At 64.7% G+C, this 13,780-nt stretch carries 16 protein-coding genes; 9 read left to right on the forward strand and 7 right to left on the reverse strand.

Annotated elements, in window-relative coordinates; translation table 11 throughout:
* The first annotated feature begins 32 nt into the window (after positions 1 to 32).
* Positions 33 to 1,652, forward strand: a complete 1,620-nt coding sequence (locus tag AC3IF3_RS29010) for a methyl-accepting chemotaxis protein (RefSeq protein ID WP_489231471.1) — start codon at positions 33 to 35, stop codon at positions 1,650 to 1,652.
* Here the strand turns inward: AC3IF3_RS29010 and AC3IF3_RS29015 are convergent.
* The 3 genes from AC3IF3_RS29015 to AC3IF3_RS29025 form a co-directional block, all read right to left on the reverse strand.
* Positions 1,640 to 1,984: a hypothetical protein gene (locus tag AC3IF3_RS29015; RefSeq protein ID WP_489231472.1), complete on the reverse strand. Its 345-nt coding sequence runs from the start codon at positions 1,982 to 1,984 to the stop codon at positions 1,640 to 1,642. The two genes, AC3IF3_RS29010 and AC3IF3_RS29015, sit on opposite strands and share 13 nt — an antisense overlap.
* Before the next feature lie 84 nt (positions 1,985 to 2,068).
* A complete protein-coding gene (locus AC3IF3_RS29020; protein WP_489220916.1) occupies positions 2,069 to 2,257 on the reverse strand; it encodes a DUF2934 domain-containing protein in 189 nt (62 codons plus the stop codon).
* Positions 2,258 to 2,527: 270 nt separating this feature from the next.
* A complete protein-coding gene (locus AC3IF3_RS29025; protein ID WP_489231473.1) occupies positions 2,528 to 2,755 on the reverse strand; it encodes a hypothetical protein in 228 nt (75 codons plus the stop codon).
* 335 nt (positions 2,756 to 3,090) lie between these two features.
* Here AC3IF3_RS29025 and AC3IF3_RS29030 point away from each other — a divergent pair, with 335 nt between their 5' ends.
* Positions 3,091 to 3,378, forward strand: coding sequence for a hypothetical protein (locus AC3IF3_RS29030; RefSeq protein WP_489220918.1), 288 nt, complete (start codon positions 3,091 to 3,093; stop codon positions 3,376 to 3,378).
* A 668-nt stretch (positions 3,379 to 4,046) separates the two neighbouring features.
* Complete coding sequence (locus AC3IF3_RS29035) at positions 4,047 to 4,946, forward strand: MBL fold metallo-hydrolase (protein ID WP_489220919.1); 900 nt, start codon at positions 4,047 to 4,049, stop codon at positions 4,944 to 4,946.
* A gap of 47 nt (positions 4,947 to 4,993) precedes the next feature.
* Here the strand turns inward: AC3IF3_RS29035 and AC3IF3_RS29040 are convergent, their stop codons facing one another.
* On the reverse strand, positions 4,994 to 5,755 hold the full coding sequence (locus AC3IF3_RS29040; RefSeq protein ID WP_489231474.1) for a hypothetical protein: 762 nt from the start codon (positions 5,753 to 5,755) through the stop codon (positions 4,994 to 4,996).
* 309 nt (positions 5,756 to 6,064) lie between these two features.
* Between AC3IF3_RS29040 and AC3IF3_RS29045 the strand changes: the two genes are divergently transcribed.
* Complete coding sequence (locus AC3IF3_RS29045) at positions 6,065 to 6,328, forward strand: hypothetical protein (RefSeq protein WP_489231475.1); 264 nt, start codon at positions 6,065 to 6,067, stop codon at positions 6,326 to 6,328.
* A 61-nt stretch (positions 6,329 to 6,389) separates the two neighbouring features.
* On the opposite strand, the gene AC3IF3_RS29050 is transcribed toward AC3IF3_RS29045, so the two are convergent.
* Positions 6,390 to 7,031 carry a PAS domain-containing protein gene (locus AC3IF3_RS29050; RefSeq protein ID WP_489231476.1) on the reverse strand — a complete coding sequence of 214 codons (642 nt, stop codon included), beginning with the start codon at positions 7,029 to 7,031 and terminating at the stop codon, positions 6,390 to 6,392.
* A 108-nt stretch (positions 7,032 to 7,139) separates the two neighbouring features.
* On the opposite strand from AC3IF3_RS29050, the gene AC3IF3_RS29055 reads away from it, so the two are divergent.
* From AC3IF3_RS29055 to AC3IF3_RS29075, 5 genes are all read left to right on the forward strand, one after another.
* Complete coding sequence (locus AC3IF3_RS29055) at positions 7,140 to 7,343, forward strand: hypothetical protein (RefSeq protein WP_489231477.1); 204 nt, start codon at positions 7,140 to 7,142, stop codon at positions 7,341 to 7,343.
* Positions 7,344 to 7,398: 55 nt separating this feature from the next.
* Entirely contained in the window at positions 7,399 to 7,725 is a 327-nt protein-coding gene (locus AC3IF3_RS29060) for an integration host factor subunit beta (protein ID WP_489231478.1), read from the forward strand.
* 134 nt (positions 7,726 to 7,859) lie between these two features.
* Positions 7,860 to 8,591, forward strand: coding sequence for a Crp/Fnr family transcriptional regulator (locus AC3IF3_RS29065; protein ID WP_489231479.1), 732 nt, complete (start codon positions 7,860 to 7,862; stop codon positions 8,589 to 8,591).
* A gap of 121 nt (positions 8,592 to 8,712) precedes the next feature.
* Positions 8,713 to 8,955, forward strand: a complete 243-nt coding sequence (locus tag AC3IF3_RS29070) for a DUF6894 family protein (RefSeq protein WP_489231480.1) — start codon at positions 8,713 to 8,715, stop codon at positions 8,953 to 8,955.
* A 590-nt stretch (positions 8,956 to 9,545) separates the two neighbouring features.
* Positions 9,546 to 12,548, forward strand: a complete 3,003-nt coding sequence (locus tag AC3IF3_RS29075) for a bifunctional diguanylate cyclase/phosphodiesterase (protein WP_489231481.1) — start codon at positions 9,546 to 9,548, stop codon at positions 12,546 to 12,548.
* Position 12,549: 1 nt separating this feature from the next.
* Here the strand turns inward: AC3IF3_RS29075 and AC3IF3_RS29080 are convergent, their stop codons facing one another.
* Positions 12,550 to 12,882, reverse strand: a complete 333-nt coding sequence (locus tag AC3IF3_RS29080; protein ID WP_489231482.1) for a hypothetical protein — start codon at positions 12,880 to 12,882, stop codon at positions 12,550 to 12,552.
* Positions 12,883 to 13,426: 544 nt separating this feature from the next.
* Positions 13,427 to 13,780: hypothetical protein (locus AC3IF3_RS29085; RefSeq protein WP_489231483.1), on the reverse strand; the 354-nt coding region annotated here is incomplete at its 5' end.

The following is a 13,780-nucleotide window of genomic DNA, read 5'->3' on the forward strand; positions in this document are numbered from 1 at the left end:
CCGTCCGCAGTTCTGATCAAGAAGGATCGAGCATGCCGAATACCTTTGGCCTCAACCGCACGCTAGGCGGTGCCATCGGCGTCATCGCGCTGGTGTCAGTGCTCAGCAGCGGGGCAGTGCTAGCAACACGTAATCAGTTGCAGGAGGCGACCGACGCCCTCGACCGCTCGACCCAAGTGGTCCGCAGCCTCGATGCCTTCCGCACCGCTATGCTCAACCAGGAGACCGGCCTGCGCGGCTACCTGATCACCGGGCGGGAGAGCAGCTTGGAGCCCTACCGCGCGGGTCGGCCGGCCATCGACGAGACGATCACGCGTCTGACGACCTTGATCGGCAACGATGCCGAGCGGTCGCGCCTGTTGGCCGATGCCGTGACGGCGGCGCGCGCCTGGCAGATTGATATCGGCGAGATCGCCATCCGAGAAGCAGCCAATCCAGCGACGCGACCGGATGCGGTGCGCATCGAGGCTGAAGGCCGGGGCAAGCAGTTCTTCGACGCCCTGCGCGGGAAGCTCGCCGCCATCGACAATCTGGAAGAACGGACCCGTGCGGAGCAGGTCGCGCGCGTCGCAAAGGCTCAGCGTGATGAGAGCTTTGCCCTGTGGGGTGGAACCCTGCTCACGCTCTTGATCTGCACGGCGATCGGCGTCGCCATCAACCGCCTGATCGTCTGGCCACTAGTTCGCGTGATGAGCTTCGTCGAGCACGTCGGTGAGGGCGACCTTTCAGGCAAACTCGGGGATGGAGGGCACAACGAGATCGGCCGCTTGGGACGCAGCCTCAACGCGATGGTCGCCGGCCTCGCCGATCTCGCCCGGACCAACCGCACTGCCACCGCCGACCTGAACGCGGCGGCGGCGGAGATCCGGGCGTCGGCGCAGGAGCAGGCGGCCTCGGTGGAGGAGCAATTTGCGGCCGTTCAGGAGACCGCCGCGACCATGGATGAGATCACGCATTCGGGGGCGCAGATCGGCAAGCGGGCGACCGAGGTGATCGCCACCGCCCAGGCGACCGCGCAGACCTCGCGGCAGGGCCTGCGCGCGGTCTCGGACACCGCCCGGGCGATGGAGGCGATCCGCGAGCAGGCGGAGGCTGTGGCAGGCAACATCGTCGGCCTGTCGGAGAAGACCCAGACGATCGGGGACATCATCGAGACGGTCAACGACATCTCGGAGCGCACGCACCTGCTGGCGCTCAACGCGGCCATCGAGGCGGCCGCGGCCGGGGAGAGCGGGCGCAGCTTCGCGGTGGTGGCCTCGGAGATGAAGCTTTTGGCCGACCAGGCGAAGGCGGCCACCGGGCAGGTGCGCGGGCTTCTGGGGGAGATCCAGCGGGGGATCAACACCTCGGTGATGCTCACCGAGGAGGCGGTCAAGCGGGCCGCGTCCGGCAAGACCCGCTCGGACACGACGCAGCGGACCATCGAGGAGATCACCGCCCGGGTGGAGGAGAACGTGCAGACCTTCCAGCAGATCGTGGCCTCGACCAACCAGCAGCAGCTCGGCATCGAGCAGGTGATGCAGGCCCTACATGGCATCCGGCAGGCGAGCCAGCAGACCGCGGCCGGCACCCGCCAGGTCGAGACGGCTTCGGCCAACATCACCCAGCTGGCCCAGTCACTTATGGGTCTGGCCGAACGCTACCGGCATTGACTCTCCGGGTGCGTGGCTTCCGCTGTGAAGAGTTGCGCGCGGGCGATGAACAGGTCGATCTGCACGATGCCATCGTTGATCGCCGTGACGAGATTGGCGTGGGCCGCGTCGAGCTGAGGGTCGGCGGTCGGCTCGCAGCTACGCAGATCGGCGAGCACCGCCATCATCTGATCCCGCTGCTCTCGCATATCTACGAGGATCACCTCAGCCCGTGCCGCCTGCAGACTCGTCGCTTGGCCGCTAGCAAGCAGATCCACAGCAGCGACATCGACGCGGTCGAGTGCTTTTTGCTGCTGCCCTCTCTTGCGTAGCGGGACGATGCTCTCGCTCATGATCCTGCGCCCGCGGATATCCCGCCCTACACGAAGAGGACGTCGCTCCGGCGCCTCCAAGTACATGCTCGGAACGCGACACCGTCAATGGCAAGCGCCATCAGAAGCCTCGACCTGATTTCCGTCCTGCGACGCTCGCCGCTCGGCCCTTAGATCGCGCTCGGCCATGAGCCAGAATTGCAGATCGTAGCCATCGGGACGGTGATGACGGTCCCATAAGTCGTAAGCGCGTTCACGGATCTCATCAGACGAAAGCACCTCGGCTGGTTCCATGGTGTGTGCTTCCGTGTCGACGATTGTAAAAACGGCTTGGAGGCCATGAGCCGGCGCTTGCGGTTCCTGTCCCCCGCCGCACCGACCCTCGCGCGGCCACCCGGCCGAGGCGTCATGGGTATGGGTTGAGGAACTGGCTCATCCCGTACCTGTCACCGCGCGCTCGCCCATAGTCGCGTCGTCTGGCATCGCGAACACCTCGGAGGCGCCTATAGGCGAGATCGCCTCTCTAACAGACCCGACTGGGTTTGACGCATGTCCGAGGTAGCCTCAGGCGACCTCGGCCAACAGGCGTTCCATCTGCACGTCAGCCAAATAATTCATGAGCCGACAGGCCATGTCAGAATTGGTGCACTCGACCGACACCGACACCGGGAGAGCGATCCGTGCGACGGTCGCGATGACGGACTCAGCCTTCAGCGCAGCCTCGCGCGCCGAGGACGCCGCGAGAAGCCGTGCACCCTGAGGCGTGTCGATCAGGATTGCGATGCTGGCCATGGCGCCTTTAACGGACGCGCAGCCAGAATCGTTTCGTGCTGGGCGCGGTTTCCTCGTTCGTCAGACCGCCCGGCCGCAGACGGTCACCGCATGGATTGGCCGCCTTGACCACCCGCGCGGCTTCGAGGTCGACCTTCCGATCTGACCCCTCGTGCGGGCGTTCGGCATATCGGTCCGCGGCCTGCGCCTAACGCATGGCTCGAACCAACGTACGATAGACTGACTTCAAAGAAGCGTGCGTTGGTTGAAGCCTCACTGCCCGTACCTGTGACACTGCTGCGGGGACACATCGCGCGCGATCAACTGTTCCCCACGCCCACAGACGAAAGAACCTTATGACCAAGCTCATTCTCGCCGCGGCTTTCGCCGCAGCGCTGACGACACCCGTCTCTGCACAGGTCTTCGAGACCCCGACCAGCACGACCGTCATTGTTCCGCGCGGCGCTCCTGGTGTGGTGACACGGCAGTCCGGTTCAACCGGCGCCGAGGGGGCAGCCACCTACTCGCCCACCGGCCGTGCCGCGGACGGCATCGCGACCGACTCCGCTGCTTCCGGCAACGCAGGTCAGCCCTCGCGCGTCGGGTCGACGGGTAGCACTGGCGGCGGCAACTCGGGGCAGTGAACCACCTCCAGCCCGCCCGGTTCGCCACGGCGGGCTTTTTTGTCCGGCAGTGTCTCTAGCCAATCACTAGCCAGACCAGCAGGAGCGCCACGACCGAGCCCGCGACTGCGACCCCCATCAGGAGCGGGCTTGGGAGCTGATCCGTAGTGTCGACGTCCTTACCCTGACGGTGCACCGGCCTATTGGTAGCTTGGTTGCTCGCCGAGCTGGTGTTCACGTCTGGATAGATACGCGGGCTCATAGGTTCTCCTGCCAGTAGGCGAGCGGGCAAGTGGCCCCCACTCTCATGAGAAACAAAATCAGAGCTGCTGGCCGCGCTTTGATGTGTCGCGGTGCTTCATGAAATCCCAGACCAGGTAGGCCGGGAACGGGATCATAATGGCGAAGAAAATCCAGTCGAACATCTGCGGCATAGCGCGAGTCTCCTGCGGTCTTTAAATCGCCAACTCGTATTAGGCTCGGTAGATCCGATCTCATTTTCTACAGCCCGACATTACCCAAGCGCAGCGCTCAGATCTCGTGCGCGTTCACTTCGCCAGCCTTTCGCCGCTGCGACGCGCCTTCGACGGCCTTGAGAATTTGTGCGGGGACACGGTGGGGAACATGCCTTCGGGGTTTCGATTGCCGAAGGACATCTATGGTGGGCTGAGTTGGAGAACGAGGCGCTCATGGTCCAACAGATCCCAGTCGGCTCAGTGGCCCGCGCTGATGATCCAGAGCGCGACGCATTACGTGATGACGCGACCCACGAGATCGCCCCGGACCTCGCCTATCGGCGACTTGCGATCGTCAACGTCGTTTTCCTTGGCCCGCCGAAGGCTGGAGATCGCGGCTGGGTTCTGATCGACGCCGGCATCCTGGGAACGAAGAATCTGATCAAAGACGCAGCTGAGGCTCGTTTTGGTCCGGGCGCTCGACCGTCCGCAATCGTCATGACTCATGGCCACTTTGACCATGTCGGGGTGCTGGAGGATTTGGCGGAGGAGTGGGATGCGCCGATCTACGCGCATCCCCTGGAGTTCCCGTACCTGGATGGCAGCGCTTCCTACCCGCCGGCTGACCCGAGCGTCGGAGGTGGGGCGATGGCGCGGCTTTCCCCCCTCTACCCGACGAAACCCGTCGACGTGTCGTCCCGTCTTTTAATGCTTCCCGCTGACGGTAGCATTCCGCCGATGGCCGGATGGCGCTGGATTCATACGCCAGGCCACGCCCCGGGACACGTCTCGTTCTGGCGCGAGGCTGACCGCACCCTGATCGTCGGCGACGCCTTCGTGACGACAGCACAGGAATCTGCCTACGCCGTCGCGACGCAGGAACCGGAGCTGCACGGTCCTCCGATGTATCTGACGATCGATTGGACAGCAGCGCGCGATTCGGTGCGGACGCTCGCTGCTCTGAAACCTGAGCGCGTCATCACCGGCCACGGCAGGCCGCTGCAGGGCCCTGAAATGCGCCGCGCGCTAGGTGCCCTCGCTGAGGACTTCGATCGCGTCGCGGTGCCGGAGCACGGTCGCTACGTGACGGACCCAGCTCGTCCTGAAGACGGATCTGCCTACCGGCGCCCGTGAAAAAGCGGGCGCTTCTTCCGTTCGTCATACCGTCCATCCCCATATCCTCACCGCATGGCTCGACCGCTTCCACCACCCGCGCGGATTCTCGTACGGTCTGATCGGTCAAGGTCGCCCGCCGCTTGTCGGCAGCCCTTCTTCGATTCCGCATCCACACCCTCCCTCTGTGGATCTCCCCTATCCGTGGGGTGAGCCGTTTTGCACCCTATGCCGCCCAACAGCGCCGGGGCCACAGACCGCCCTCCCCGCCGGAGCCACTGCAGCCACTCCCGGCTGATGATCCGGACCACGTTCGGTTCGTTCTTCCGGCCCTGGTGGCGCCGCTCCTGAATGGTCAGCAGGCCGTCACCCTCGGCCAGCCGGATCGCGGCCTGAGCGAGTCGCCGGCAGACACCGGCCCGCGCCGCGATGGCGTCGATGCACAGCCCGCAGGCGCCGTTGCGGGCCATCTCGTCGCCGACGATCCGCAGGACCGCGAGCTGCCCGGTGGTGAACCGTGATCCGAGCGCAGGCGGCATCGGGCCCGAGAAAGCCAGCCGACGGCGGCGCTCGATCGCCACGGATCGCTCAGGAGCGCGCTGCGGGCGCCTCGGCGGGAACAGCGTCACACGGCCGAGCGGAATGCCGACGGGCGCCACCGCCTCGCGCACGGCGCTCCTGCGGGTGTGCAGCGCCTCGGCCAGCCCTTGGGCCTCGGCATCGGTGACGGTCTCGGCGGCGTGGGCCTGCCAGATGGTGCGCGACAGGTCGTCGAGCTGCGCGAGCGTGCGCGCGCCCTCGATCGCCGACCGCATGGTGGCGTGAAACATCGTCCTCGGTCCCTCACGGGCCGCGGCTAGGGTCCAGGCAAAGCCTTCCCGTTGACGGAAACGGGTTCCGTCTTGACTCCCGGGCGGGAGCTATGGCTTGTGAGGGGAAGCGACTCGGCCCTCACAAGGCCCTCGGAATTTCAGCAGCCTCTTCCTTGCCGGGAAGGGGCTGTTGGCTTTTCAGGGTCTATCTCGCGGCGATGGTCTCCTGAATGGCGGCAGCGACTCGCTATGGCGAGTGCAGCCGTAACGGTCCATGTCGGCCGGGCGGCACGGTTAAGTCAACGTCAGGGAATGATCAGCGCGTCTATGCCTGCCGGAGCACCGACCGTCGCGGACCTGCGCAAGGCGGGTATCATCACGAGCCAGGAGATCGTCGCGACGATCGACGTCTACCTGCGGGATCCGGCGGCTGGGCCCTATCGCTTCCCGAGCGGCCATATTCTCAACATCGCGACCATCGTAGAGGCGACGCCTGCCCTGAAACGGGTGGAGCGAGCCGGGCCGCAAGAGAAGACGTTCCGGTCGGTGCTGGCCGCTCCCGTCATGGCGACCTGTGCGACTACGGCGTAAATCATCGGCCGCTCGGTCCCCGTAGCCTCGCATGCGCCTATACGACCCGCAGCGGATCCGCTCAGTGCAGCCGCGGGTCTCGCGGCGGAGTGAACGCCGCTGCCGACTGCTCATCCGGTAGTGACGCCGCGATCTGGCGGCCGAGTTCGAACAGCAGCGCCTCCAGCAACGGACGGAGCCGGGCGGCGCTGTCATCGTCGAGCTGGTGCATGTGCTCCCAGAGCTTGAGGGCGCCATCGGCCATGTGCTCGGCGGGCGAGCCTGCTGCCTCGCGCTCGGCTAGGTAGCGTGACGGTCCGTTGACGTGCCCTTCGGCACGCGTGTCGGTCACGTCGATGACGATCCCGCGCCCGCGCATCCGGCCGTCTGCACCTCGCTCGTAATGTCCGCGCACCAAGACCCAGCGCACGATGCCGAGCGCAGGCATGATGCGGTGCTCCCACACGAACAGGCCCCCTTCCTCGCGCACGCTACGACGCAGCTCCGGGTCGCGGGCGACCTCATCCGGATGGAAGATCGAGAACAGCTGCGCGCGGGAGATGCCCTCGGCGATCTCCGCCTCGGGCAGTCCGTACATCCGCCCCATGACCGCATCGCCGCGAATGCGATCCGTGCTGACATCCTCCTCCCACAGGCCGATGCTGAGAGTGGTCAGCGGCAGCGAAGCCGACGACACGATGCTGTTCGAGGATCGACGCGGCATGCACCATCCAGGCCTTATTGCAACATAGGTCGGGATTTGCAGCACAACTTTTCGTCGATCTGCAACTGCGATATACAATCGCACGGTCACAATCATAGTGGGTCTGAGATGGCCGAACTCGACAAAGGCGACGGCCGAGATATCCGTCTTCCCTCAGCGGAAAAGGGTGCACAGGCGCGCGAGCGCGAACGCAAGCTGCGGACGTTGAGGCGCCTCAGCGAAGCCCTTGGCAGGCCAGTCGAGGACTTCTTCAAGGCCAGCGCCGATGCTGATGCCACCGAGGGCAAGGTAGACGGCGCAGGAGGGAAGTAGGGACGGTGCGACCGCGCACTTGCCTCGCTGTGGCGGTCTCGGCACCCATAGCCGCATGATCGGATCCGAGCTTGTCGCCCGCATCGCGGCGCGGAACCCGCACCTCTACGCCAAGGATGTCGAGGCGGTGGTCGACGCCATCCTCAACCGGATCGCCGACGCATTGGCGGACGGTGACCGTGTCGAGCTGAGAGACTTCGGCGCCTTCGCTGTGCGAGACCGTGAGGCGCGGATCGGCCGCAATCCGCGCTCGGGCCAGAGGGTCATCGTGGTGGCCAAGCGGAGCTCGCACTTCAAGCCGGGTAAGGCCATGCGGGCACGCCTCAACCTCGTGAAGATTCAGCCGGAGGGAGAGGCGGAACGGCTGCTGCGCGCGTCTTGATTGCGAGGGGCTGTTCGGCCCAGGAACTGGGCATGCAACTGGATACAATATTTTAGGTTGGTTGCAGAATTGGGAGGATCGGCAGTTAGCGACCGCGCCACAAGCGCATCGTCTGCTCGATAAAGCGCGATACGATGGCACCATCTAAGTCCCCCTTTGGCCTGTTGGCCCGCAGGTTAGGAGGTGCTGGCTCTCTGCCAGTCGCGGCTGAACGCGCGGTCCTCGGCTTACCGCTCATCATACGGACGATCGAAGCTTCTCGGGACATCAAATATGAAGGTGGTACATCGGACCATTGCTGCGTGATCCTCGACGGCTGGACGTGCTGCTATCAGCTCTTGGCCGATGGCCGACGCCAGATCTTGTCGTTCCATGTGCCCGGCGATCTGCCGGACCTGCAAAGCCTGCACCTGCCGTCACCAGATTTTGGGATGGCTACGGTGACCCGCAGCATCGTCGCGTTCGTGCCGCACACAGACCTGCGCAAGTTGTCCGATCAGTGTCCTGCCATCGCTCAGGCATTCTGGCGGGAAGCCATCGTCACCGCGGCTACGCATCGGGCATGGATCGTCGGCCTCGGTCGGCGCGACGCACGTCAGAAGCTCGCTCACCTCTTCTGCGAGCTATACCTACGCCTCGAAGCTGTCGGTCTCACCGATGGCCGCAGCATGCCGATGCCGCTCCGGCAGACCGATTTCGCCGACGCGCTGGGCCTGACCTCGGTACACGTGAACCGGACGCTGAGAAGCCTGCGCATCGAAGGTGTGGTTGACCTGTATGGCCGCCGATTGACGATCCACGACTGGGAAGCCTTGTGTGCCATCGCTGAATTTAACCCGAGGTATCTGCACTTGGCCGGTAGGTAACTCGCTTTCGTCTGATGGGCGCTCCGGTTCACGTGATGCAACCCGATCGGCCCAGGTGTTCCGTCCCGTGAACTCTTTTGCAGCGCATGTGTTTAGCCCGGCATTGGCCTTGGAGGCGCTGATGGCCCACTACTTTTTTGACGTGAGCAACGGCAGTGACGTCAGCGACGATGTGGGCCTCGATTTCGACGATGCCCACACCGCTTCGCAGGAAGCGCTTCGGTCGCTTCCCGACATGGTGAAGGATCAGCCGCTCGGGACTGTCGGCGAGAAGGTCAGCGTCACGATGCGCGACGATCACGGTATCCCGGTCTACCGAGCCACCCTCACGATCGAGGGCGAGTGGCTGACACGGCAGCCGTAGGCTCTCATCTCTCGCGTAGCGTCAGCTGTGCGAGATGCGTGGGACGTTTAAGCCTCGCATGAGCTTTGCTACGATCACGAGGTCGGGTCTCCTCTCGACCACCACGCTCACCCGGCGATGCCTCCCCCCAAGGTCCATCGGAAGGGCGGGCGTGGATGCTCTTCGGGGTTCCTAGCAAATCCTGGTAAAGTCGCCTGCACCTCCCTGACGTGCTCGGGCTCGGGGACACCCGGCAGCAGGGCGGCGATAGCCTCGTGGCAAGCGAGCCACCGTCGCATCAGGCGCACCAGGCCCTACCGGCTGCATCCAACACATGCCCGCCGCCTGGGCAGCCGTCGGCGCTTTCCAAAAGCAGTCATTCGCCAGCAGCGCGGCTACTTCGGATTGGGGCGGTCAACGGAAGTTGACTAAATGCCCGAGAGCAGATCTGCGGTTATGTGCCCAACGCTATAGGACTACAGTCATTCAACGGCGTGAGCTCAAGTGAGCCCAGCTTGTCGAGAATGGTTCATTAAAACCCTGTCGCTACAACCCTAGCGCGCACCGACTGGGATGATCTTCGCCTCCCGGCCGGACAAGTGGGTGAGTAGATGGTTGCAATTGCGTCCAACGAAGCGGACCGGCTGGCTGCCCTGCGCCAACTCGCGATCACAGATACGCCGAACGAGTCGCACTTCGACGCCGTCTGCCGTCTGGCGCGCGATCTGTTCTCTGTTCCGATCGCCCTTGTTTCCATCGTCGAGGCCGACCGGCAGTGGTTCAAGGCCAAGTGCGGCACGAACCTGAGCGCGAGTCCCCGCGATGCATCGTTCTGCACCTACACGATCAGGTCCGACGAGGTCCTCGTCGTTGAGGATGCCGAGGCCGACGCGCGCTTCGCTTCAAGTCCGCTGGTTTCAGGCGAACCCAGCCTCCGCTTCTACGCAGGGGCGCCGCTCGTGCTTCGGCCTGGCGTCCGCGTCGGCGCGCTGTGCGTGAAGGACACGATCCCACGCAGCTTCTCGAGTGAGCAGACGCGCCAGCTTCGCGATCTCGCCGAGATCGTCGTGGCGCACCTGCGGCTGCACGAGAGCACGCGCACGCGCGAGGCCGAGGGTCTCGCTTTGCGCGCGGCCCAAGACGCACAGCGCGTGGCTGAGACAGCAGCCTCGTTCGGCCATTGGCGGATCGACGTGGCGACACGGACCATGACGTGGTCCGATGGCGCCGCGGCAATCTTCGACCGTTCGCTGCCCGCCTCCGGGCGGATCGACCTCGACGCGTACCTGCTGCTTCAACACCCCGAGGAGCGGGAGGCAGTCCGCTGTTGCATCGACGAGGTGATTGCCGGGACTGATCCTGAGACTATCGGTGGCTATCAGCGGCGCGGGCGCATCGTCCGCCCGAATGGCGAGGAGCGCGTCATCACCGTTCGTGGCGTGCCGGTTCGGGACGTGAACGGCATCGTGACGGCCGTCTACGGCGTGGTGCTGGATGCGACCGAGCACGCGCGTGTGGAGGCGCGCCTCCACGAGAGCAATGAACTCCTGCGTACCACCCTGGAGAGCATGGATCAGGGCCTGATCGTCTACAGCTCTGACCGGCGCGTGCGCCTGCATAACCGGCGCGCGTGCGACCTTCTCGACCTGCCCGACACCGTCCTGCACGACGGCAGTCCCTACAGCGCCATCAACGCGTTCCAGGTCGCGCGTGGTGAGTTCCGGACCAGCCCGGCGCCCCTGGTCGCAGCACTAGACGCAGCCGATCTTGCCAGCCTGCCGGACGTATACGAGCGTGAGCGCCCCGATGGCACGAGCCTGGAAGTGCGCGTCGTGCAGCTGCCGGATGGCGGGTACGTGCGGACGTACACGGACATCACGCGCCGCCGCGAGAGCGAGGCCCGCTTGCGCTTAAGCGAGGAGCGGCTCGCCCTGGCGCTCGATAGCGGCGAGGACTGCCTGTTCGACTGGAACCTGATCGACGGGACCACCTGGGTGTCCGAGCGCTGGCGCAAGAGACTCGGGCTAGTGGGCGAGCGCGCCCAGCCCACCATGTCGGGATGGATCGAGGCAGTCCATCCGGACGATCGCGAGCGCGTGATGACCGCCACGCGCGCGCACCTGCGGGGGCAGACCCCCACGCTCGAATGCGAGTACCGCATCGGTCAGGCGGAGGAAGAGGCATTCTGGGTGCTCGCCCGCGCCCGTGTGGCCGGTCGTTCCGCGGACGGCCGAGCGCTGCGGTTGGTCGGCACGCTGATCGACATCTCCCGCCGCAAAGAAGCGGAGGCCCGCATCGCTCACATGGCGTTGTACGACGCACTCACCGGCCTGCCGAACCGCAACCTCTTCCGCGAGCGTCTCGATGATACGCTCTGCCGGGCCGCCCTGGCGCCGAACCGCCATGCCGTGCTCGCACTCGACCTCGATCGCTTCAAGGCTGTCAATGATACCTACGGCCACGTCGCTGGGGATCAGATCTTGTACCTCGTGGCCGAGCGCCTCCGCTTGGTCCTGCGAGAGCAAGATACCGTGGCCCGGATCGGCGGCGACGAGTTCGCGGTGATCCTGAACAACATCGACGGAGAGGCGGAAACTGGCCAAATCTGCGAGCGCATCATCGCCACGGTGGACGAACCACTCCTGCTCGACGGGTCAGCGATCGACATCGGTGTGAGCGTCGGGGTCGCCATGCTGTCTGCCGACGGTACCACTGCTGAAGAAGTATTTCAGCGCGCCGACATGGCTCTATTTGAGGCAAAGGCCACGGGCCGCGGCACCTACCGATTGTTCGAAGCCAAAACGCACGCCCGCATTGCCGGGCGCAGCCTACTTGCGCTGGACATGAAAGAGGCGATCCGACGCAACGAATTCCGGTTGGTGTACCAACCGGTGGTCGATGCCATGACCGGCGCGGTCGTCAGCTTCGAGGCGCTGATGCGCTGGGACCACCCGACGCAGGGCGAGATCTCGCCGGGCACATTCATCCCATTGGCCGAAGAGACTGGGCTGATCGTGCCGCTTGGCATCTGGGCACTGCAGGAGGCCTGTCGCGAGGCGATGAACTGGCCCGCCTACATCCGCGTGGCGGTCAACGTCTCGGCCGTGCAGTTGCGGCGCGATGGCTTGGAGGCGGCAGTGCTCTCAGCTCTGGCCGCGAGCGGCTTGCCGGCGGGGCGGCTGAAGCTGGAGGTGACCGAAAGCGTGCTGATGCAGGAGGCGGACACGGTGCTGGCCTGCCTGTACCGGTTGCGTGGCCTCGGGGTGCTCTTTGCGCTAGACGATTTCGGTACAGGCTACTCATCCTTGAGCTATCTCCGCCGCTTCCCGTTCGACAAGATCAAGATCGACCGGGCGTTCATCCGTGACATCGCGGACCCGGACTCGGCGGCCATCGTGCGGGCAGTGGTGGGCATCTGCGAGCGGCTTGGCATGGGGATCGTGGCTGAGGGGGTCGAGACAGCCGAGCAGCTCGACCTTGTGCGCCGGGAGGGCTGCACGCAGGTTCAGGGCTTCCTGTTCAGCCGGCCTCTGCCATCGCGCGAGGCGCGCCTATACATCGAAGCTGCTCAGGCGAAGGCGGCTCGACCGCCTCTGAAAAAAAGGCGGCTTTGACTCACCCGCTGATGGCATCAGGCCGCTCCAGCAGGTCAAGGAGCAGCGTGCCGGCCGCCGTGATGACGTTGCCGCGGCCACGCCAGGGCAGCACAATCGCCTCGGGCAGCGGTTCGGCTATTACACCCGATAGCGGATCGACCTCACCGTGTATGGGTTTGATCAATCTTGAACGCTTTGACCGCCGTCGTCTCAATCGCGGCCATCGCGCGGGTGTTCGCCATTGAGTCGGACTGAGGACGCCCGCGCGGGATCGTACGAGCACCGTTCGTTCGATCAGCTCGTTGTGTAAGCCGGTGCGCTGATCCTGTCTTGCAAATTTGATGAGGAACATGAGTGATCGCACAGCGCGAAAAAACGCGTTCGTCGAGGATACGCTTATGAAATCCGTTGTGTTTTTTTCCTCCTTAGCTTTAACAATATTCTCTACGTCAACTATTAGCATTGCTATGAGCTGCAATGCTCGTCACTCGGAATGTATTAAATTCTGCGAGACTAGCATGAGTAAGCGGGCGGGGTGTACGTCAGCGTGCGCAGAAGCATTACCAAAATGCATGCAAGATGGTTGTTGGAATACTAAAATGTCGAATAAGTGCGGATACACAAAAGGCTGATGTGACCTTGCTACATCCCAACAGCCTCGACGGCGGCCGGGCCGAGAGGTTTGGTCTCGCCAGTGGACGCGGGTGCGCACCGGGACACGCCAGCGCGTAAGGTCAAGCAAAGGCAGGCCCCCGCCTCAAACCGATCGGCGGCCTGGGGGGGGGGCAAGATACTTCGATGCTTGGAGGCTCTGGCGGGAGAGCCAGATGTGCACAATCCCCCGAAGTTAGCCCCCCACCCCCAACGACGTTCCTGGCGTGCGACCAGAACGAGGATCAGCCGCATCGGTCGGTCTCCCAAAGTTGTGGTAGTCCGATCGCCATCTCGAACAGAGCGATGGTGGCTGCAGTGAGTACGTTTCCTTTGCCGCCCCACGGGATGACCGGGAACAAGATCACGGCCCCGGGGTTCTTGGCGGCCACCTCCGGCAGCGCGGCCTCGGGAACCTCGGTCTCGCGGTTGTCGTCCGCGCCGCGCATGTAGACCACCTGCGAGCCAGTGGCGTTCTCAGGAGCGGCCAGGGACGGCTCAGCGTCCCCGCCATCCTCGTGGTCCGCGTCGCCGTCCATGTGGTCGAGCACTGCGATGATGCGGTCAGCGGCGTCGAGGGCGATCTGGGCAGCCTTCTC

Source organism: Methylobacterium sp. J-118, assembly GCF_057836565.1.